16 protein-coding genes are annotated in these 23,272 nt (G+C 39.9%); 15 read left to right on the top strand and 1 reads right to left on the bottom strand.

All coding sequences use genetic code 11. The features are described 5' to 3' along the window. Positions 1-291 precede the first annotated feature (291 nt). From BM146_RS09325 to BM146_RS09255, 15 genes are all read left to right on the top strand, one after another. Complete coding sequence (locus BM146_RS09325; RefSeq protein WP_074887761.1) at positions 292-1,413, top strand: type 2 periplasmic-binding domain-containing protein; 1,122 nt, start codon at positions 292-294, stop codon at positions 1,411-1,413. 100 nt (positions 1,414-1,513) lie between these two features. After that, positions 1,514-2,428 carry an ABC transporter permease gene (locus BM146_RS09320; RefSeq protein WP_074887757.1) on the top strand — a complete coding sequence of 305 codons (915 nt, stop codon included), beginning with the start codon at positions 1,514-1,516 and terminating at the stop codon, positions 2,426-2,428. A gap of 12 nt (positions 2,429-2,440) precedes the next feature. Further along, positions 2,441-3,376, top strand: a complete 936-nt coding sequence (locus BM146_RS09315; protein ID WP_242949377.1) for a carbohydrate ABC transporter permease — start codon at positions 2,441-2,443, stop codon at positions 3,374-3,376. A 25-nt stretch (positions 3,377-3,401) separates the two neighbouring features. Then, entirely contained in the window at positions 3,402-5,342 is a 1,941-nt protein-coding gene (locus BM146_RS09310) for a beta-L-arabinofuranosidase domain-containing protein (RefSeq protein ID WP_074887754.1), read from the top strand. A 16-nt stretch (positions 5,343-5,358) separates the two neighbouring features. Further along, positions 5,359-7,398, top strand: coding sequence for a glycoside hydrolase family 31 protein (locus BM146_RS09305; RefSeq protein WP_074887752.1), 2,040 nt, complete (start codon positions 5,359-5,361; stop codon positions 7,396-7,398). A 180-nt stretch (positions 7,399-7,578) separates the two neighbouring features. Then, on the top strand, positions 7,579-8,421 hold the full coding sequence (locus tag BM146_RS09300) for a glycerophosphodiester phosphodiesterase family protein (protein WP_074887749.1): 843 nt from the start codon (positions 7,579-7,581) through the stop codon (positions 8,419-8,421). A gap of 37 nt (positions 8,422-8,458) precedes the next feature. Then, the gene (ppdK, locus tag BM146_RS09295; protein ID WP_074887746.1) at positions 8,459-11,296 is read left to right on the top strand and encodes a pyruvate, phosphate dikinase; all 2,838 of its coding nucleotides are present in this window, start codon (positions 8,459-8,461) and stop codon (positions 11,294-11,296) included. 393 nt (positions 11,297-11,689) lie between these two features. Beyond that, the gene (locus BM146_RS09290) at positions 11,690-13,489 is read left to right on the top strand and encodes a methyl-accepting chemotaxis protein (RefSeq protein ID WP_074887743.1); all 1,800 of its coding nucleotides are present in this window, start codon (positions 11,690-11,692) and stop codon (positions 13,487-13,489) included. A gap of 283 nt (positions 13,490-13,772) precedes the next feature. Beyond that, positions 13,773-14,183, top strand: a complete 411-nt coding sequence (locus tag BM146_RS09285) for an ATP-binding protein (protein WP_074887740.1) — start codon at positions 13,773-13,775, stop codon at positions 14,181-14,183. 23 nt (positions 14,184-14,206) lie between these two features. After that, positions 14,207-16,726 carry a DUF342 domain-containing protein gene (locus tag BM146_RS09280; RefSeq protein ID WP_074887737.1) on the top strand — a complete coding sequence of 840 codons (2,520 nt, stop codon included), beginning with the start codon at positions 14,207-14,209 and terminating at the stop codon, positions 16,724-16,726. A 119-nt stretch (positions 16,727-16,845) separates the two neighbouring features. After that, complete coding sequence (gene amrA / locus BM146_RS09275) at positions 16,846-18,231, top strand: AmmeMemoRadiSam system protein A (protein ID WP_074887734.1); 1,386 nt, start codon at positions 16,846-16,848, stop codon at positions 18,229-18,231. A 53-nt stretch (positions 18,232-18,284) separates the two neighbouring features. Then, entirely contained in the window at positions 18,285-19,145 is an 861-nt protein-coding gene (gene amrS, locus BM146_RS09270; protein WP_074887731.1) for an AmmeMemoRadiSam system radical SAM enzyme, read from the top strand. A gap of 196 nt (positions 19,146-19,341) precedes the next feature. Further along, entirely contained in the window at positions 19,342-19,695 is a 354-nt protein-coding gene (locus BM146_RS09265) for a BlaI/MecI/CopY family transcriptional regulator (RefSeq protein WP_074887727.1), read from the top strand. 35 nt (positions 19,696-19,730) lie between these two features. Next, positions 19,731-21,413 carry a M56 family metallopeptidase gene (locus BM146_RS09260; RefSeq protein WP_074887724.1) on the top strand — a complete coding sequence of 561 codons (1,683 nt, stop codon included), beginning with the start codon at positions 19,731-19,733 and terminating at the stop codon, positions 21,411-21,413. Positions 21,414-21,425: 12 nt separating this feature from the next. Beyond that, positions 21,426-21,674, top strand: coding sequence for a hypothetical protein (locus tag BM146_RS09255; protein ID WP_074887719.1), 249 nt, complete (start codon positions 21,426-21,428; stop codon positions 21,672-21,674). A gap of 148 nt (positions 21,675-21,822) precedes the next feature. Here the strand turns inward: BM146_RS09255 and BM146_RS09250 are convergent, their stop codons facing one another. Further along, a complete protein-coding gene (locus tag BM146_RS09250; RefSeq protein ID WP_074887715.1) occupies positions 21,823-23,190 on the bottom strand; it encodes a cellulose binding domain-containing protein in 1,368 nt (455 codons plus the stop codon). Positions 23,191-23,272: the final 82 nt, after the last annotated feature.

The raw sequence follows: 23,272 nt of genomic DNA, 5'->3' as shown, positions 1-23,272 counted from the left end.
GAAATACGAGAGAAAACGCATACATCAAGATGTTTGAAGGAGATTCACCTTTCAGCTTTTTTACATTAGATGATTTCAATATCGCAGAAACATGAAATTTATTGAAGAAAATCTTGATTGAATCTGTTATCTGCTTAGTATCGAGTTCATTCTGTGATATAATCTTAGACAAGGCGTTGGTCTCCTTATGGTTAATTTTTGGTGGTACTTAAATTATACCAATTTTAGAGGCTTATCGCCTTTTTTGTTGCCAGTTTTTATTGAATTTTCAAGGTTCTAGAGCACTTTTTAATGTGCGAAGTTTCAGTAAATAAGACATGGCTTGACAAGCTTGGCCTTGAAGCACCTAAGACATTTTCAGAACTTGAGAAGGTTTTACTTGCATTCAAAAATGATGATCCAAACGGTAATGGCCTTGCAGATGAAGTTCCTATGGACTTCAACGGATGGTTTGGCAGTGCATATTCTCTTTCAAACCTTGTAGGTGGACTTGGCATTCAGCTTACAAACTGGGCAAATGATGGTTACTTTGCAGAAGATGGCCAGGTGAAGAATTTTGCTGTAGATGAAAGATATAAAAAGCTCATGAAGTATTTAGCTCAACTTTATTCTGAGGGCCTTATCAATGAAAATGCGATCACAAATGACTACTCAATGTTCCAGTCTCTTTCAAGGGGTAACGAGAATGGAGAGGCACTTGTTGGCGTTGTATATGGTTGGGAAGAAACAGATAAATTTGGAAATAACCTTGCAAGTCAGTATGTAGCTTTGGAACCACTCACCTATGACCTTGATGGTGAGAACTATGATGTTCGTTGGACCTATGATTACTCAGGACTTAACATGTCTACAAACAGAGTTGCCATGAGTGCGAAGTGCAAGAACAAAGAGGCAGCAATGAGATTCCTTGATCAGTTCTATACACAGGCAGGATCAGTGCAGGTACTCTTTGGTGGAATTTCAGATGGCAATGTTTCTGAGACTGGTGACAATGCATATAAGGTAAATGATCCTCAGGATCCTGCAGTTGACCCTGGTACATGGAAATGGACATATGCATTTGCTGATAACGGTCCTATGTATATCAGAAGAGCAACAACAATCGAAATGACACCTGATATGGATAATGCTTTGAGAGAAAGACAGGCTTATGAATCAACACTTGCTAAGGTTTCAGAGAGCGATTACTATCCGCAGATGTTCATGAAATATACAGAAGATCAGCAGAACGAGATGGCAGTTCTTCAGGCCAACGTAAATAATATTACTGAGAATCAGTGGGGACTTTGGCTTGTTGGAGATGAGGATGTTGATGCTACATGGGATGCATATGTAGAAAGTGTAAATGCTGCCGGACTTCCAAGACTGTTGGAAATCAGACAGGGTGCATTTGATACATACAGAGGTAAGTAATTCTTTTTAATAATTTGGTTATGATCCGGATATCATAATACATAGACAGAGGGCGAAAGAGTGGATTATGCTCTTCGCCCTTTATCTACAGGAGGAAGGTATGGCAAAAAGAGTAGCAAAATATTTTGAACACACCTGGCAACTTTGGGTGATGCTCTTACCCGCAATGATATACATTTTTATTTTTTGTTATGTTCCTATGTATGGTGTTCAGCTGGCATTTAAGGAATATAACTTTTCTAAAGGCTTTCTTGGAGGAGATTTTGTAGGCTTCAAGTATTTTAAGCAGTACTTTGAAAGTAATATGTTCTGGCCTACGCTTCGCAATACTTTTGTGATAGCTGTTACAGGTATAATAGTCGGATTCCCTGCGCCTATTATTTTGGCGCTTGTTATAAATCAGCTAAGAAATGAGAAGTGGAAAAAGTTTGTTCAGACAATAGTCTATATTCCATATTTTATTTCAGTAGTTGTTCTGGTTTCTATGATAAACATTCTTTTTGCCAGCGGAAGCGGTGTAGTATCTAACTTTTTTAAAGCACTTCATCTGGTGGGGCCTTCCGTAAATATTGTAGGAAGTGCAGGCACATTTTTACCGCTTTATGTTCTGACCGGTGTCTGGCAATCAATGGGCTGGAATTCAATCATCTTCATAGCAGCTCTTTCTTCTGTTGATACACAGCTTTATGATGCATGCAAAGTAGATGGCGCAAACAGATGGCAGACCATGCTAAACATTGATATACCGGCTTTGATACCAACTATCATGATCCTTCTTATTCTTAATATGGGAGGAATTCTGAATGTTGGATTTGATAAGATCTTCCTTATGCAAAATAGTACAAATCTGGGCGTTTCCCAGGTTATTTCAACTTACGTATATGATGTTGGCGTAAAGAGCTCGCAATTCTCCTTTGGTACTGCAGTAGGTCTTTTTAACACTGTTGTGAACTTTATCTGCCTTGTTATTACTAACTGGGTGTCACGAAGAACAACAGGCAGTGGACTTATGTAAAGGAGGAAAACGATGGATATGAGTATTGAAAAGAGTATTGATTCACAGGCCATAAAAGCTAAAGAAAAAACTTTTTCGAAGTGGCCGGACAGGATATTTGGGGCAGTTGTAATAATACTTAGTATTCTTGTGGTTATAATTATCGCATATCCCCTTTATTTCGTTGTTATTGCTTCTATTTCCAATTCAAATCTGGTTAATCAGGGGGCTGTTACATTTTGGCCAAAAGATATCAGGTTTTATGGATATGAACAGATCATGCAGGATAAAAGAATATGGACCGGATATGGTAATACTATATTGTACGTAGTAGCCGGTACTGCACTAAATATGGCAATCACTATGCCTGCTGCTTATGCACTTTCAAGAAAAGATTTCAAAGCCAGAAATGCGGTTATGTTCTATTTTGTTTTCACTATGTTTTTTAATGGAGGACTTGTTCCGACTTATATGACCGTTTCTGCAATGCATCTTATTTCAACCAAGACAATACTGATAATATTTGTTGCAGTAAACACCTATAACCTGATCATTGCGAGGACTTTTATAGCCACTGCGATTCCGGATGAGCTGTATGAAGCAGCTATTCTTGATGGATGTTCACATTTTAAATACTTCTTTGCTGTTGTTTTACCTCTTTCAAAGGCTGTTATTTCGGTGTTAACATTGTATTATGCTGTATTTCATTGGAATGATTATTTCAATGCTCTTATTTACAACAGTAAAGAAAGCAATGTTCCGTTGCAGATCGTGCTTAGGCAGATACTTCTTTTAAATCAGGCCTTTGCAAGTGGTAATGGAGGAGTGCAGGGAGGTTATGGCCAGTCCAGTGCAGACCAGGTAAAATATGCAGTTTTAATAGTATCAACTCTGCCTATTCTTTGCGTATATCCTTTTGTTCAGAAATACTTTGAAAAGGGCGTAATGATAGGTGCAGTTAAAGGATAATGAGGAGAGGAAAAAATACGAACAAATGTGGGAATTAACAAAATTAAAAGATGTTAAGGTTACAGACAGATATTTCGATGAGGCACTTCATATTGATGTAAAGAATATGCTTTTGCTTGATCCGGACAGGCTTCTTGCTGGCTTCCGTGAGACCGCCTGCATTCTTGCGGGGGAGGATGAAGAGACTACAAGTGCTTTCATGAAAAGAAAGCAGCGTTATGGAGGTGAATGGGAAGATAAGCTTATTGGCGGACATACAATGGGACATTATCTGACAGCTCTTGCGCAGGCAGCAGTTTCTCCTGCTGTTACAGGAAAAGAGCTTGAAGATGTAAAAGAGCGTCTTGATTATATGCTTGTTTCATTAAAAGAATGTCAGGAAAAGATAAAGGGAACAGAAAATGAAGGTTTTATCTTTGGTGCAGGCTTTCCAACAAAGGAGTTCAGAGACAATCCACTGCTTCAGTTTGAAAATGTAGAAAAAGGTATGAGTCATCCATTTTTGGAGGCCTGGGTGCCGTGGTACACAATGCACAAGATCCTCACAGGATTAAATGCTTCTTTTAAGTACTATGGAAGTGAGACAGCCCTTGAGATTGCCAATGCTCTTGGCATCTGGATTGCCAAAAGAACTGAAGGCTGGACGGAAGATAAACATAAAAAAGTACTCAGCATAGAATATGGTGGAATGAACGACTGCCTGTATGAACTTTATGAGATAAACAGAGATCTGAAAGATAAGGGAAACTCTCTTTACAGCAAGGAATATGAACGCTTTGCAGATGCTGCCCACGCCTTTGATGAGACAGAGCTTTTTGAAAGAATATTATCCGGTAAGGCAGATCTACTTAACAACGTCCATGCCAATACTACAATTCCTAAATTCATCGGCGCTCTTGCAAGATATGAAGCATTTAATTCAGAGAAAAAATATCTGGATTATGCTGAAAGCTTCTGGGACCTTGTAGTTAATAAACACACCTATGTTACAGGTGGAAACAGTGAGAATGAGCACTTTGGTCAGGATAATGTACTTGACGCAGAGAGGACCAATGTAAACAACGAGACCTGCAATACTTACAATATGCTCAAGCTTTCAAGAAGGCTTTTTGCAGTAACAGGTAAAAAGAAATATCTGGATTACTCAGCAAGAACGCTTATAAATGCCATCATGGCATCACAGAACCATGAGACAGGATTTACAACTTATTTCCAGCCAATGGCTACAGGCTACCACAAGGTGTTTAACACTCTTGATGGAAACTTCTGGTGCTGTACAGGAACAGGCTATGAGAATTTCACCAAGCTTCAGAGAGGCATATTCTATAAAGGCGATGAGAAACTTTTGATCTCCCTATATATAGCTTCAGAATATGTTTCTGATGACTATGTTGTCACTATGGACTGCAATTTTACAGAGTCAGACAAAGTTAATATCAGGATCAAGCCTGCAGCCGGAAAGGCGATAGCAGATGATCTCTGGCTCAGAATCCCGACCTGGAGTAGGGCAATTCCAAGCGTAAGACTTAATGGTAAGGAAAAAGAGCTTAAGCAGAATGAAGGCTTTTTGATCATTCCAAAAGAGGATATTGCAAGTGGAGCTGAACTGGAAGTTTGCATACCATTTGGCATTACCTGCGAAAGCCTTCCTGACGGCAAAAACACCTATGCTTTTCTCTACGGCCCATATGTGCTTTCAGCAAGACTTGGGGCAAAAAAGATTATGACAAAGCCTCATGGAATAGCAGTAGTTGCTTCTGCAGGCAGAAGCGTAGACAGCGATGAAATCAGTATTATTTCTGAAAAATCTGTTGATGATTTTGTTGGAAATATAGATAAATATCTTATAAAAAGAGATGGAGAAGCTGAATTCGACCTTAACGGAACATCAAAGCCCCTTGTATTCACAACTCACTTTGATCAGTATACAGAGAGCTATGGAATCTACTGGAAATTAAAGGTCTGAATTATTTGGAGGAGTTATGCAGTTCTTTTCAGAGGAAAACGGAAAACTTATATTTAGAGGAAATGGCGAGATGCTTGTAATTGAGCCCTGGGGCAGGAACAGTCTCAGAGTAAGGAGCGTCTTTTTGGGTGATGTTATAGATCAGTCAGCAGCTCTTTTGCCACCAGATGAAAAAATGCATGAAGTCAAGGTGGTCACCCATGATGAAAAAGACACAAAAGATCCAAGAGATTCATATAGAAGTGCATGCATTACAAATGGAAAGATCACAGCATCATGCTACGTCCAGCCTTGGGGAGACACTCTGCAGATTGTTTACTCAGAGGCAATCTCAGGTAAGGTTTTGTTAAAAGAAATATCAAATAATGGAGCACTTTGTACAAAGGCAAGGAGTTTTAAGAGAATAAGCGGTGATGTGTTTAAACTTCGGGCAAAATTCGAGTCTGATCCTGATGAAAAGCTCTATGGAATGGGACAATATCAGCAGGAGAGGATGAATCTAAAGGGCTGTAACCTTGAGCTTGCCCATAGGAATTCTCAGGCAAGTGTGCCCTTTGTTCTTTCTGATAAGGGATACGGATTTTTGTGGCACAATCCTGCAATTGGAGAAGTGCACTTTGGAGTTGATGTGACAGAATGGGTGGCTGAGGAGACAAAACAGCTTGATTACTGGATCACAGCAGGAGATACACCACAAGATATCATTGAAAATTACACTTCAGTTGTTGGAAGAGCGCCAATGATGCCTGAATATGGACTTGGCTACTGGCAGTGTAAGCTTCGCTACTTCAATCAGGAGCAGGTGCTGGAAATTGCCAGAGAGTATTACAAGAGGAAAATTCCTGTAGATGTTCTTGTTATTGACTATTATCACTGGTTAAGATGTGGCGATTGGAAGTTCGATCCTGAGTATTTCCCAAATCCAAAAGAAATGGTGGATGAACTCACTAAAATGGGAATAAAGTGCATGGTTTCTATCTGGCCACAGGTCGACATAAGAAGTGAAAATTATGAAGAAATGAAACATAAGGGACTTCTTGTAAAGAGCAGGAGTGGTGTGGATGTACAGATGGTTTTTCACGGTGATAATCTCTTTATGGATGCCACTAACCCAAGGACCAGAAAATATGTATGGGATAAGATTAAAAAGAACTATGCAGATCTGGGGATAAAGACATTCTGGCTTGATGAGGCTGAACCTGAGTTTACAGGCTATGATTACGAAAATTACCAGTATTACAGCGGATCAGTTCTGGAAACAGGAAACATTTATCCAAGGGAATATGCAAGGCTTTTTTATGAAGGCCAGAAGGAAAACGGGCAGAATGACATAGTCAATCTGATAAGATGCGCCTGGGTAGGAAGCCAGAAGTACGGAGCACTAGTCTGGTCCGGAGACATTATGTCATCCTGGGAAGATTTCAGGAAGCAGATAGTTGCAGGACTTCAGATGGGAATAGCAGGTATTCCGTGGTGGACTACTGATATTGGAGGCTTCCATGGCGGTGATACTACAAGTGAGAAATTCACTGAGCTTTTGCTCAGATGGTTTGAATTCGGGTGTTTTTGCCCTGTTATGAGAATGCACGGCAGCAGACAGCCCCACAGTAAGATAATAAATAAAGCCGGCGAGGAGAGAGAAGTAACAGGAGCACCAAACGAGATCTGGAGCTATGGTGATGAAGCTTATAGAATCATGAAAGGCTATATTGACATAAGAGAGCAACTTCGTGACTATACAAGAAATGCCATGAAACAGGCTTCTGAATCAGGTACACCTGTGATCAGACCTCTTTTTCTTGAGTTTAGTGAGGATAAAAAGAGCTGGGATGTCACTGATGAATACATGTTTGGCGATAATCTTTTAGTTGCACCGATCTGTCACGAAGGTGAGAAGAAGAGAAAAGTTTATCTTCCATCCGGCTGTGACTGGGTACATGCATTTACCGGAATAAAGTATCAGGGTGGATGTGATATAGAAACTGAAGCGCCAATTGATGTAATTCCGGTGTTCTATAGAACCGATAGACCGGAAACGTTTCTGTTTAAAATTTAATAGTAAAAATGATAGTGCCCTGAACCATCGATGGTTCAGGGCATTTTAAACGTTTAAGTAATAGCAGTTTCCTAATAAAATTAGTGTTGCTTTATATGAAATATGGCTGTAAAATATTTAGCGGACGCGTAATGTTTAATAATTAACAAATCCAATGATTTTCATTTAGGAAGTGATTAAATGGTATTTTTGAAGATCTTAGGCCTGTCATTACTTATTTTACTTGTTTTGTATCTGCTTATGATAATGCCTAGGATAATAAATAAACCTTCAAGGGAGCCTTTCACAGGTGTTCTGTATGCGCACAGAGGACTGTTCGATAATGAATCGGATGCTCCTGAGAATTCCATGGCAGCTTTTAAAAAGGCTGTTGATGGAGGATATGGAATAGAGTGTGACGTTCAGTTAAGTAAGGACGGAGTACCGGTTGTTTTTCATGATTTTACGCTCGAGAGAGTTACCGGTCAGAAGGGCAAGGTTATCGATTATACATACGATGAGCTCTTGAATTTTAACCTTATGAACTCACATGAAAAGATTCCCAGATTTGAAGACTTCCTTAAAATGGTTGATGGAAAGGTTCCTCTTATAGTTGAACTTAAGATAGAGAGATTTGACCTTTCTGTTTGTAACAAGGCTGATGAGCTTCTTTCAAAATATAAAGGCGTTTATTGTATCGAATCTTTTAATCCATTTGGAGTTCACTGGTACAAAAAGAACAGACCTGAGATTATGAGAGGCCAGCTTTCAGATGATTTTCATAAAGATAAACCGGAAGAGTTTAGCGGATTGATATATTTCCTGCTTACATACTTATTCTTCAATTTTTTGACAAGGCCTGATTTTATTGCATTTAATCACAAATATGCAGATAACATTTCCAGGAGACTCTGCAGATACTTATATGGAACTGTTGCAGCGGCCTGGACTATAAAGTCAGAACAGCAGCTTGAAGATGCGAAAAAAGGCTTTGATATTTTTATTTTTGATAGTTTCGTTCCGAAAAGCGGAGCTAAATTATAAATATAATATATAGTTTTGAAAGGGTAAAGGTAAAAACATGGCGAACAAGTGGGTTTATATGTTCAGCGAAGGTAACATGACAATGCGTAACCTTCTTGGTGGTAAGGGTGCTAACCTTGCTGAAATGACAAGCATCGGACTCCCAGTACCACAGGGCTTCACAATCACAACAGAGGCCTGCACACAGTATTATGAAGATGGACGTAAGATTAACGACGAGATCATGGCTCAGGCTATGGAAGGCGTTAAGAAGATGGAAGAGATCAACGGAAAGAAATTCGGCGATCTTCAGAATCCTCTTCTTGTTTCTGTACGTTCAGGTGCTCGTGCATCAATGCCAGGTATGATGGATACAATCCTCAACCTTGGTCTTAACGACGACGTAGTTGCAGCAATGATCAAAGGAAATCCAGATCCTGCATTCGAGCGTTTCGTATACGATTCATATCGTCGTTTCATTCAGATGTTCTCTGACGTTGTTATGGAAGTTGGTAAAAAATACTTCGAACAGCTCATCGATGAGATGAAAGAGAAAAAAGGCGTTAAGTTTGACGTAGATCTTACAGCAGCAGATCTTAAGGAACTCGCAGAGCAGTTCAAGGCTGAGTACAAGAAGCAGCTCGGCAAAGACTTCCCTTCAGATCCTGTAGAGCAGCTTAAGCTTGCTATCGAGGCTGTATTCCGTTCATGGGATAACCCTCGTGCTAACGTATATCGTCGTGATAACGATATCCCATATTCATGGGGAACAGCTGTTAACGTAATGCCTATGGTATTCGGTAACCTTAACAATGAATCTGGTACAGGTGTTGCATTCACACGTGACCCTGCAACAGGTGAGAATAAACTTATGGGTGAGTTCCTTATCAATGCTCAGGGTGAGGACGTAGTTGCCGGTGTTCGTACACCTATGCCAATCGCTCAGATGGAAAAAGAATTCCCAGAAGCATATGCTGAGTTCATCAAGGTTTGTGAGACTCTTGAGAATCACTACCATGATATGCAGGATATGGAGTTCACAGTTGAGAACAAGAAGCTTTACATGCTTCAGTGCCGTAATGGTAAGAGAACAGCTCCTGCTGCTCTTAAGATCGCTTGCGACCTCGTTGATGAGGGACACAAGACTCCAGAAGAAGCTGTAGCAATGATCGATCCTAGAAACCTTGATACACTTCTTCATCCTCAGTTCGATGCTGCTGCCCTTAAGGCTGCAACACCACTTGGAAAAGGTCTTGGTGCATCACCTGGAGCTGCTTGTGGTAAGGTTGTATTCACAGCTGATGACGCTGTAGAATGGGCTGCAAGAGGCGAGAAGGTTGTTCTTGTTCGTCTTGAGACATCTCCAGAAGATATCACAGGTATGAAGGCTGCTCAGGGTATCCTTACAGTTCGTGGTGGTATGACATCACACGCTGCCGTAGTTGCTCGTGGTATGGGTGAGTGCTGCGTATCAGGTTGTGGCGACATCAACATGGACGAAGAGAACAAGAAGTTCACACTTGCTGGAAAAGAGTTCCACGAGGGAGACTTCATTTCAATCGATGGTACAACAGGTAACATCTATGATGGTCAGATTGCAACAGTTGATGCTAAGATCGCTGGTGAGTTCGGACGTATCATGGCTTGGGCTGATGAGTTCAGAAGACTTAAAGTTCGTACAAACGCTGATACACCTGCTGATGCTAAGAAGGCTAGAGAGCTTGGTGCAGAAGGTATCGGTCTTTGCCGTACAGAGCACATGTTCTTCGAGGAAGACAGAATTGCTGCATTCCGTGAGATGATCTGCTCAGATACAGTAGAAGAGAGAGAAGCTGCTCTTGAAAAGATCCTTCCTTATCAGCAGAACGACTTCAAGCAGCTCTATGAAGCTCTTGAGGGATGCCCGGTTACAATCAGATTCCTTGATCCACCTCTTCACGAGTTCGTTCCTACAACAGAAGATGAGATCAAGAAGCTTGCTGATGCAAAGCATAAGAGCGTAGAAGAGATCAAAGCCATCATCAATTCTCTTCACGAGTTTAACCCTATGATGGGTCACAGAGGATGCCGTCTTGCAGTTACATATCCTGAAATTGCTAAGATGCAGACAAAGGCTGTTATCAGAGCTGCCCTTGAAGTTCAGAAGGCACATGCTGATTGGAATGTAAAGCCTGAAATCATGATTCCTCTTGTATGTGAAGTTAAAGAGCTTAAGTATGTTAAGCAGATAGTAGTTGAGACAGCTGACGCTGAGATCGCTGCTGCAGGTGCTAAGCTTGAGTATGAAGTTGGTACAATGATCGAGATCCCAAGAGCTGCTCTTACAGCTGATGAGATCGCTAAGGAAGCTGATTTCTTCTGCTTCGGTACTAACGACCTTACACAGATGACATTCGGATTCTCTCGTGATGATGCTGGTAAGTTCTTAAATGCTTACTATGACACAAAGATCTTCGAGAACGATCCATTTGCTAAGCTTGACCAGACAGGTGTTGGTAAGCTTATGGAAATGTCACTTAAGCTTGGTAAGCCGGTTAATCCTTCACTTCATGTTGGTATCTGTGGAGAGCATGGTGGAGATCCTTCATCAGTTGAGTTCTGCCACAAGATTGGCCTTGACTATGTATCATGCTCACCATTCCGTGTTCCTGTAGCTAGACTTGCTGCTGCACAGGCAGCTATCGCTGAAAAGGCTGCAAAGGCAAACTGCGATTGCAAGAAGTCAGTTGTAGACGATGAGACAAAGGAAAAGCTTAAGGAAGCTGCTGAGAAGGCTCAGGTTCTTGCTAAAGACCTTGCTGATGCATCTGCTGAAGTTGCAAAGGCTGGACTTGCTGGACTTAAGGCTGGTATCGAAGAAGCTAAGAGAGCTTACAACGAGAACAAAAAGAACTAATTTGACTTAATAGTTAATATTGTTAACAATTTAGGACTACCCATTGCGGTAGTCCTTTTTTGTGATATAGGAAATTTCTTCGAAATTCCTATATCATAAAAAACGCTCCGCTATGGATGCGCACTACTGTGTATGACATTTCACTAGGCTCGAAAAAACCTCGCCAAGTGATCTGCACATCGCGCGATAGGTAAATGTTGCATAAATGCAACCGCGCTCGGCGCGAGCATGTTGCAAGCAACATGCTTTCTTGTCCACAAGTTTATAAAATAGTAATAGTTTTAATACGAAATTAAGGCAAACATCTTCTCGAAATATAGTAAAATAATTTCTAGACATGTATTATACATGTCTAGAATAATGAATCCGATAATTCGGGAGAAAGGTTACCATATGGAAAAAAAACATGGATCTCTGATGTTACCAATCGTTGGCTCGATTATTCTTGCAGTTCTTATCACTGCTCTTAGTATCGAGATTTTTAGTGTGGTAAATAATGTTACCAATAATGATAGTCAGACGAATTCTTATAGAGAAAGAATCCTGGAAGACATTAAGTCAGAATTAAAAAATGAAACCCAGGAAGCGATGAGCGTATGCGAATTCATGTACAACAAATATCAGGCTGGCGAAATGACTATGGAAGAAGCTCAGAAAATGGCTGCTGATATTATTAGAGAAATGCGATATGACGATGGCAATGGATATTTCTGGGTTGATACTTCCAAGGGAATTAATGTAGTTCTTTTAGGAAGAGATACAGAAGGACAGTCAAGATGGGATTCTGTTGATCCTCAAGGAAACTATTTTATTCAGGATATGATCAAAAACGGAATGAAAGATGGCGGCGGATATACAGAGCTTATGTTTGCTAAGCCAAATGAGACAGAGCCTCTTCCGAAGATAAATTATACTGCATATTTCAAACCTTTTGACTGGGTAATGGGTACTGGTGTCTGGGTAGATCATATTGACACACTTGCTACTGCATATAAGTCAGTAGCTTATGCTTCGCTTAATAATACAGTTGTTCAGGCTATGGTAATATTTTTAGTTCTTTTGATTATAGGTATCTTTGTTGCGGTATATATGGGCAAAAGAATTACCGGACCGATTAAGCTGGCTACAAACCAAATGGTTCGTATGGCAAATAATGATTTTACTGATAATGAAGAGATGGAGAAGGTGCGTAGCCTTAAGGCAGAGAGTAATGAGATTGGTCAGATTGCAAGCGCACTTGACCTGATGCACGGAAATGTCAGAGAGCTTATGATGAAGATTTTTGATACGACAAGCTATGTTGCATCTGCTTCAGAAGAGCTTTCAGCAAGCGCATCACAGTCTGCTGATGCCAGTGAGATGGTTGCAGTATCCTGTACTAATGTTGCTAATTCCTGTGCAGGGCAGATCACTGCAGTATCAGGAGCAAGCGAGGAAACAAGAGCATTTATTGACAATATGCAGGAATTCAAGGATGCAATCGAACAGACAACCAAGATGATCGATTCCACAAATGATGCAGCCAAGAAGGGTGCAGCAGATATGACAAATGCTACCAATATGATGGCTACTATCAAAGAGTCTGTTGAAAATACTGCAACTGTTGTTGATGCTCTTGGAGAACAACTCAAGAATATCGATACATTTGTTGATACAATTGCTGAGATTGCAAGCCAGACAAATCTTCTTTCTCTTAATGCCAGCATTGAGGCTGCAAGAGCTGGAGAAATGGGTAAAGGATTTGCAGTTGTTGCCAGTGAGATTAGTAAGCTTGCTGATCAGTCCAACGAAGCTGCGTCAAATATCACAGAACTTATTTCAGAGATCATGCATAATTCCAATGAGGCTGTAGAAGCCATGAGATCAGGTGCTGAAAGCGTTGCTCAGGGTACAGAAACAGTTAATGAGGCGGGAAATACATTCAGCAATATCGTTGATATGGTTTATACAATTTCTGAACAGTCTGCCCGCATGAGCGAGATAGTAACTCAGCTTTCAGATGGAACTGAAACTATCGCTGAAAATATTCAGAAGATTGAAGATATGAGTACAAGCGTTGCTGATGAAACTCAGAATGTATCAGCTGCTTCACAGCAGCAGACAGCAACTACTCATGAAGTAGCAGAGGCTTCTGATAAACTTGCTGAAAACGCTCAGGAACTTCAGAATTTTGTGGCAAAATTCGAACTATAAAGCTTTATCGTTACAGATTAACAAACTGGGCAGATTACAAAGAAATGTACTCTGCCCGTTTTTTCATATCATAGGAAATTGCTTCCTATGATATGAAAAATCGCTCCGCTAGGGATGCGCACATCGCGCGATTGGAAGATGTTGCATAAATGCAACCGCGCTCGGCGCGAGAATGTCGCAAGCGACATTCTTTTTTATAAAAATTGCAACACTTTTTACGATATATTGTATATAATGATGTTATGGACGATAACAAACATGAAGTACAAATATGGGGAATACTATGAGCGTACTCAAAATTGATGCACAGGTTCAAAAACTTGATGAAGTGATCGGCTTTATTGATGCTGAATTAGAAAAAGCCGGAGCATCCATGAAAGTTCAAATGCAAATCGATGTTGCTGTTGAGGAAATATTTGTGAATATTGCCAGTTATGCATACGATGGAAAAGGTGGCCAGGCGGAAATACAGTATGATTTTCGAACAGAGGATTCTACTGCTGTTATTACATTTATCGATCAGGGAATTTATTTTGATCCATTAAAAAAAGAGGATCCTGACACCGGACTTTCTGCTGAGGAACGTCAAATTGGCGGGCTAGGTATCTTTATTGTGAAAAAAAGCATGGACAAAGTTTCATATAAAAATGAAAATGGTTGCAATATACTTACTATAGAGAAAGTAATAACCTGACATTTTACCTATGAGGGATGGATATGGCTGAAACAGGTATGGAGTTGCTTGATGAGTTAAGTGAATACGCAGGTCTGGACTCTTTTAATGAGAATGCCCTTGAAAAAGAGCTTGAGTTGTGTGGAAAATTGGGAGTTGATGTTGAAAAACTGAAAGCTCTTAAATTTAATGCGCTTCAATTGGCAGAGATTAGAAAAGGTATTGTTGACAAGATAGACTATAAAAAATATTTTAATCCTAAATATGCCTGGACAGAGATGGAAGAGCTGAGGCTTGAAATGACTCAGGGCATAGATATGACCAAATATCGGAATGAAGGATTTGATTGTTTACAGATTTCTCAGATTAGGCAAGGTCTTGCCGCAGGTATTGATGTTTCCCAATACGCAAAAAAAGAATATCTTGCTGACCAGATGCGTGAAATAAGGCATGGCCTTTTAAAGAAGCCACCTGTACCGGTTATTTTTTTCCAGGATCCGGCTTTCGACAGTATGCAGATGCGCGAGATAAGAAAAGGGCTTGAAGCCGGAATAGATATTTCAGGCTATACATCTGTTGACATTCCATATATGAAGATGCGCGCCATCAGAGAAAGTGCTGAGGATGGGCTTTTCTTTGATGCCGTTCAAATAGGAAAATATAATGCAGCTATTCTTGATCAGATGCATAGGGCATATATTGAAAAAATAGATATTTCCAGATATGTTAAAAATCACTTTGATGCGGAACAGCTTGAGGAAATAAGAATAGGATTAAAAGAGGGGCTTCCAATTGATAACTATATTACGGATGACATGCGTGGAGATGCCATAAAAGAAATAAGAATAGGACTTGAAAACGGTGTGGATGTGGCGCAGTATGCAGATGTTTCTTACGGATGGATGCAGATGTATGAAATGCGTCTTGGACTTGAGCACCAGATTGATATAGTTCCATATGCAAAGCCTTTATATCATGCTGATCAGATGCGCGAGATAAGGCTTGGAATCGAAGAAGGCCTTGATATAAGCAAGTTCTCGACTATGATGTATACTGCCAAAGATATGCGAAGGATAAGGGAAGCGATGCTTTCCGGTACATATAAGGCATTTGTTGAGGATGATAGTACAGCAAAAACTGTTTTTGACAGGACGGGCGGTACCAAGGATAGTAAGGTCCTTTTGGACTCTATGATTGCCAACAGAGATTTGTATATTTCTTTTACTTCCGATAAACTTTTGTGTTGGCTTAAACTTCCTTTAAGAAGTGATGGGCTTGAGTACACAGAGGATGTTCTGCTTGCTTTTCTATTCAAATGTAATGTAAGAAAAGGCGTAGATAAGCAAGAAATCAAAAAAATGCTCGCTAATTTAAACCATTCGGAAAAATATCTTGTAGCTGCCGGGAAAGAGGCAGTAGATGGACAGGATGGGTATTATGAGTATTTCTTTGATACAGAGAATGAAAAAGAGCCTGTGATTTTGGAAGATGGTACTGCAGATCTCACAAATATAGATTCATTGGTACAAGTGCATGTGGGAGATAAGATTGCGCTGTATCATAAGGCTACAAAAGGTCAAGATGGATATAACGTCTTCGGGGAAGTTAAAACTGCAAAAAATGGAAAAGAAATTCCAATTCTTAAAGGCGAAGGCTTTATGATCTTGAACGATAGGGTGACGTACGTTGCAAAATGGACAGGTGCCCTGACTATAAAAGATGGCAACATTAAAATAGAAAAAATTCTTGTTTTGCCTGAAGTTAAGATAACTGATAAAAGAATCAATTTTGATGGAGTGGTTTATGTTAAGGGAGATGTCCATTCCGGTAGCGAGATCACTGCTACAAGCAATGTTATCATCGGCGGTCACATGGAAAGCTCTGAAATCAAAAGTGGCGGTGATGTTATAATAAAAGGCGGGGCAACGTGTCCGATTCGTGGCGGAATAACAGCTAAAGGCAATGTTACTGCAAAGTTTTTTGAGGGTGTAACCATTGAAGGAAAAGATATTTCCGCAAACTTTTTTATCAACTGCAAGATTACTGCTAAAGGCTATATCAGGACCTATGGACGGGCAGGAATATTATATGGTGGACATTGCCACAGTACATATGGCATTGAGGTTGCATCTGTTGGAAATAAGAACGGTGCAAAAACTATTATAAATCTTGGAGTGGATTCAGCTCTTTTAAACGAATATAGCGAGTTAAAAAAGTCTATAAGCAGGGAAGAGGCGGATTATAAATCTCTGGCAAAAGAAAGGGACAGACTTCAGGAAATAGGTGCTGTAGATAGGCAGATCATGCAATGGAAGGTCAAGATAAATGCAGCAGTTGGAGTGAAGGAAAGCAAGTTGAAGGAGTTGAGAAAAAAACAGTTCTACTATGAGGAAGAAATAAAAAAAGGTAGTAATGCCCAAGCGGTAGTAACTGAGGTGGCTTACGCCGGAACTGTTTTTGTTATTGACGGAATTGTGTTAAGGCTTGATAATGATAGAAAGACTTATGATAAAATGATTTTCATGTCAGATTCAAAAAAAGAAAATATTATTGTTCTGGGATAATAAGAGGGCTGGTTTATAAACCGGCTCTTTTTTATATCATAGCGACATTCTTTTTTAGTTGAATAAAAAATCTCTGCTATAATAATATTATTAAAAAGCCGTTCATAAAGGAGGTTGCTATGCCCATAATTGCTGCATATATGGTCCCGCATCCACCACTTATCATCCCAGATGTAGGAAGAGGCGGTGAAGCACAGATTGAAGAGACAAAAATAGCATATGAAAGAGTCGCAGAAGAAATTGCTGAACTTGAACCTGAGACAATCATAATTTCAAGCCCTCATGCGACAATGTATTCTGATTATTTTCATATTTCTCCAGGATATGCTGCCACAGGTTCTTTTTCAAGATTTGGTGCAGATAAGGTAAAATTCATTGAGGAGTATGATACAGTTCTTGTTTCTGAAATAGAGAATAGAGCCAAAAAGATATCTTTTCCCGCGGGAACATTGGGCGAGGTGGACAGGGACCTTGACCATGGTACAATGGTTCCTCTTTTCTTTATCAGAAAAAGGTATAAAGGCGGGAAAATAGTAAGAGTCGGACTTTCAGGGCTTCCTTTGACGGATCATTACAGGATGGGCCAGATAATAAAGGACTCTGTAAATGCCACAGGAAAAAGAGTTGTCTATGTTGCCAGTGGTGACCTGTCTCACAAGCTTCAGGATTACGGACCTTATGGATATGCGGCAGAGGGCCCTGTATATGACCAAAAAGTCATGGATGTGTGCCAAAGAGGGGCGTTTGGAGAACTTTTGGAGTTCGATGAGGATTTTTGTGACAAGGCAGCTGAGTGCGGACATAGGTCTTTTGTCATAATGGCAGGTGCGCTTGATGGAGTGAAGGTCAGGGCAAACAGGCTCTCTCACCAGGATATCACAGGAGTTGGCTATGGAATATGTACCTTTACGCCTGGAGATAAGGATGATAGTAGGAGGTTTCTGAATATCTTTTACCGTGAAAAAGAAAGAGAGATAAAAGAAAAAAGACAGAATTCAGATGCCTATGTACAGCTGGCCTATAAGTCAGTGTACAGCTATGTTCTTGAGAAAAAGGTGCTACCAGTTCCAAGTGATATTCCTGAAGAAATGCTTGAGATAAGAGCGGGAGCTTTTGTTTCCATTCATGAGCACGGAAGGCTTAGAGGATGCATTGGGACAATTGGGCCTACATGCGAAAATGTTGCTGAGGAGATCATACAAAATGCCATAAGCGCGTCCACTAAAGACCCGAGGTTTAATGCCATAACTGCAAATGAACTTGAGTTCTTGGAGATAAATGTTGATGTTTTGGGTGAACCTGAGAACATTTCTTCTATGGATGAGCTAGATGTAAAAAGATATGGCGTCATAGTCTCAAGTGGAAGAAAAAGAGGACTTCTTTTACCTGACCTTGACGGCGTGGATACAGTAGAGCAGCAGGTGGCTATTGCCATGCAAAAGGGCGGTATAACTGAGGATGATGAGATTCATCTTCAGAGGTTTGAAGTTGTAAGGCACTACTAGGGAAAACCACAAATTCATTTGAATTAAAATGATTTCAGTTTAGAGGAAATGGGATGCCCACATGTAATGTATGTTATAGAAAGTGCATGATCAGCGAAGGAAAGAACGGTTTCTGCGGCGTTCGCGGTTGCAGGAATGGGAAGATCGTGCCCTTAAACTATGGCAGGATCACAAGCATAGCCCTTGACCCAATTGAGAAAAAGCCCTTAAACAGATTTATGCCGGGGGCTATGATACTGTCTGTTGGAAGTTATGGCTGTAATTTAAGGTGCCCCTTTTGCCAAAACTATGAGATCTCATGGAGTGATGGGGCCTATGAGTTTGAAAAAGAGGCGGAATATGTATCTCCTGAGAGACTTGCTGAACTTGCGGACCGCTATAAGACAAGCGGCAATATCGGAGTTGCGTTTACCTATAATGAACCATTGATAGGTTACGAGTTTGTGAGAGATACAGCCAGATTAGTTCATGATAGGGGAATGAAAAATGTTCTTGTATCTAACGGAATGGCCTCTTTGGATGTTTTAGAAGAGATCATCCCCTATATTGATGCCATGAATATAGATTTAAAGGGTTTTTCTGATTCTTTTTACAGCGATGTTCTTTTAGGAAATCGGCGGATGGTCATGGACTTTATTGCAGAAGCAGTAAAACACTGCCACGTCGAGATCACAACTCTTATTATCCCAGGGGAGAATGATTCTGATGAGGAAATTACTGAGATTTCCAAATGGATTGCCTCCCTTAAGGATAAGAGTGGGAATGCTATTGGCAAAAAAGTTCCGCTTCACATTTCAAGATTTTTTCCAAGATTTAAAATGACAGACAGGCCACCTACAGATGTTGACAGAATCTATCATCTTGCAGATATAGCAAGGAAAAACCTGGATTTTGTCTATACCGGGAATTGCTGATTCCCAATGCACATAGAAAAGGACGAGTCGAAAGACTCGTTCTTTTTACGTTAGTACAGTCATTAATGAAAGTAAATAATAACTTGTTTGATATTGTCTATATATTAACGAAATATCATCTTGACAAAAAGGTCTACTCACTATAAACTAGCATTATGAAGTCTATAACTAATAGACCAATGAAAGGCGGAAAAATATGGCCGTAGAATTTGGGGAAGTACAGATGAAATTTGCGGAGCTTATATGGGAGAATGAGCCGATTGGTTCAGGCGATTTGGTTAAGCTCTGTGCAGAGAAGTTTGAATGGAAGAAATCTACAACTTATACAGTGCTTAAGAAATTATGTGAGAAGGGCTTGTTTCAGAACATTGACGGAGTGGTCACATCAAAAATTTCTAAGGAAGATTTTTATTCACAAAAGAGTGAAGAGTTTGTCGAAGAGGCTTTTGGAGGTTCACTTCCGGCATTTCTGGCAGCTTTTACATCACATCAGAAACTTTCAAAAAAAGATATAGCTGAAATAAGGAACATTATAGATAAGATCAAGTAGTAGCTACGCTTTTATATAGGCAGAGGGTAAAGTGTATGGGGTTAATCTTTATAAAAGTCATTGAGATGAGTATGGCGTCTATTCTTCTCATGATAGCAGTGTCACTGATCAGAATACCGCTTAAGAAGGCACCGAAATGGTTTATGGGTGTTTTGTGGGCAGTAGTAGCATTAAGATTATTGGTTCCACTTCAGATTCAGTCAGATATTGGCTTTATGCCTGATTTTGGGAAAATTGTGAACGTGGCTTTTTCAAAAGGAGCATCTACTGAAAAAAACTTGGACACCCTTGCCCTTAAATCGGTTGGAGTAATGGCGGATGTCTATGCTGATGATATTTCTTTTTCAAATGCAGGAGATGATGAATCGACCGTAACAGATACCCAAAATACATCAATAAGAGGCTATTTCAATAACAAGTTTTTTGTAGGCATCCTTATCATATGGCTTTTGGGAGTAGTTGCAGTACTTGGCTATGCAGTTTTTAGCTACATAAGGATTTATCTTAAGACTAGGATATCTATTCGTTTTAGTTCCAGCGAAAGAGTGTTTGTGTGCGATGAGATCGATACACCTTTTATTTTCGGAATGCTTCGGCCAATAGTGTATCTGCCCTCAGACCTTGATCATAAGACGATTGAAAATGTCCTTGCCCACGAACTTGTGCATATTAAGAGATGTGATCATATCAGGAAGCAATTAGGCTATCTGATCGTGGCTATTCACTGGTTTAATCCGCTTGTGTGGCTGTCATATATTCTTTTTTGTAGAGATATTGAGCTTGCATGCGATGAGATGGTCATTAGCAATATGTCCTCGAGACAAAAGAAATCTTACGCCAATTCACTTCTTTTATGCAGCACCAGAAAAAGGTTCGTGACAGTGTATCCTACTGCATTTGGGGAAGTAGGAGTAGCTACAAGAGTCAGACAGATCCTTAACTATAAAAAACCATCATTCTACTTGATCATGGTTCTTATCATAGTCACAAGTACTCTTTTAACCTGCTCTTTTACCAGGGCTGCTGATAAAGTTATAATAAAACCATATACTTTACAAACTCTGAAAGATAATTCAAACGATGCCGACAGGAAAAATGATGATGGTTCTGGATCAGTTAAGGCAAAGGAACCTGTTCATAGCGTTATTTTTACAGATGGGGAAATTGAGGTCAAAGCAACGGGTGATGGACTTGTAAACCTTCCATACACGGATTCAACAAAAAAAGAAATAACTAACCTTCCATATGTGACAGGAAATGAGACTGTTGTGGAAATAAATGAGCATGAAGGCGAGCAGACGCTGGTAGATGTAAAAGAGAATGAGACAACTGTTCATGTAAGTGGGACAAATGACTCAGTAAGTGTGAATGTCAGCGGTAGCACAGCAAGTGTTGAAGTGAAGGACACCAAAGAAACTGTTCATGTGGAAGCAGATGTTTCAAAGACCCTTGAACCTGTTGATACTACAATTGGAACTGTAAATACCATAGTTAATGAAAATGTGAAAAGCGTTGCTCCGGAAGTAGTAAGTGAAGTTGTTAATGAAGTAGCTAATGAAGTTGTCGACGAAGTGGTAAACGAAGTTGTGAATGATGTAGTAAATGAAACTGTAAACGAAGTTGCAGAAGAAGTGTTTGATGAAGCAGGAGAAGTTGATGAAGTAATTAATACTGCATTTAGTACAATTGACAGTATTAGTAGCTTGTTTGGAAGATAACAGGAGGCTATCATGTCAGAGAAAAGAAATATGGTTATCTGCGCTGCGGCCAGAGAAATAGGTATATCAGAGGGGAATATGTTGAATGTTTTCGTAACATACCAGCATGGTATATACGAGGTCACATTTACAACAGAGTGGATGACATACGATATGTTTATAGATGAAAATACTATGGAAGTATTAGGGATTGATTACAGACCAATTCCTATCAATTCACTTCTTGCCAAGCTCCCTGAAGCAGTGCAGGACGTGTCCTAATATCATTGCTCTCTCTTATAAGAAATAAAATATAGAGGCTGCCATTACAGCACCAAAGGGAGAGTATTTTGCTATAAGTATAGACTCACGCAATAATACTCTCCCTTGCCTAAAAGATTGTTATTCTTTGGTTTAAGAAATTATATATTTATCTGATCACAGTTACAGATACATTTTCAAGATCTGCTTCTGAGAATTCAGCTCCATCCGCAGGAGTTGCAGAAAATCCAAAGGAAACGCTTGATGAGGAACCAATGCTTCCGTTATGACCAGCGTTTTCGATAACATAGTGGTTATCTTCGTGGCTTACTATATTTGCATTCCAGATGTTTGTGATCTCATCTGCAAAGTCAAATTCCAGTGTCCATCCATCAAGGGATGAATCAGAGTTGTTCTCAATCTTTATTTCTCCATTGTAGCCATAGCTCCATGCCTGTTTGGATAAAGATACGTTGACATTTTCAAGGTCAACAGATTCTTCTTTTGATACAAGTGTTGATTCATTTATAGAAAGGTCTTCTTCTGAATTCTTTGTTGCAATAAGTCCAAAGGTGTAGCTCTCGCCTGCAGCAAGATCTGTTTTCCATGATGGATGAGAAATCACGTAGCTGCCATTTTCAGAAGAAACAACTTCTGCGTTCCAAATCTGATCTATATTTCCGTCAAGATCAAAAGCTATTTTCCAGTTCTTTGCAGTAACGTCGGAGAGGTTTGTGACTGTTACATTGAGCTGAACCTGATCATTCCAGCTTGTTACAACTTCAGAGCTTACTTCAATATTTGCCTTAGGAGCTTCAATCTCAGAAAAGCTTGCCAAAAAGTTTACTTCTTCGGCTGTAAGGTCTGAAAGAGAAATAGTATCACCTGGTTGATACAGGTTTTCTGTTCCCTCCAGTACCCAACCATCAAAGTTATAGCCTTCCTTCACAGGAACTTCTGATGAAACAGTGATGCAGGAACTGTTTTCTATTGTATAAATGTTCTCATCAACCGGAACATTTGTCACATCTTCGTCTGCAAGATAGTTTGCCTTGTAGTTATTAAGAGCGTAGTGGCAGAAGAGATGAGTTCCATTTGTGTGAGCAGCACTTGTTGAAAGATCACTTGTTCCGGCAGCCCCTGTGTAATGGATATAAACAGAATATGCAGTCTCGCCTGTTGCCTTTACTGTATAAGGTTTTAGGAAGAAATAGTCGATGCCTGTATAGTTTGAATAACCCTTTTTGTAATCTGCCCTTTCAAGATGGTATCCTGGAAAACTAGGAGCCAGGTCAGTAACGTATGTATTTTGATTACTTTGAATATCAAAGGATACATTACTTATACTGCCAAGGCTGGCTTTCTGTGACGACAGAGTAGTGTTGCTTACAAGCTCTGTCAAAGTAAATGACTTGGTTACAACTTCCTGGTTTTCTTCAGCGTGAGAAATAAAGGAAGTGACACCGGTTACAGCTGCCACTGTAATGAGATTTGCCATAGAAAAGGCAAGAACTCTTGCTACAAAACTTTTTTTCATTGAAATACCCCCAAAATATTATATTTTTATAATACTAATTCTATGAAAATTCGCCTAAGCATATCAATTCAGATATGATGCT

Origin of the sequence: Butyrivibrio proteoclasticus, from assembly GCF_900115735.1 — a bacterium.
In the GTDB taxonomy this organism is placed as follows: domain Bacteria; phylum Bacillota; class Clostridia; order Lachnospirales; family Lachnospiraceae; genus Butyrivibrio; species Butyrivibrio proteoclasticus_B.
The sequence above is the reverse complement of the archived record's forward strand: the minus strand, read 5'-3'. Positions and strand labels throughout refer to the sequence as shown.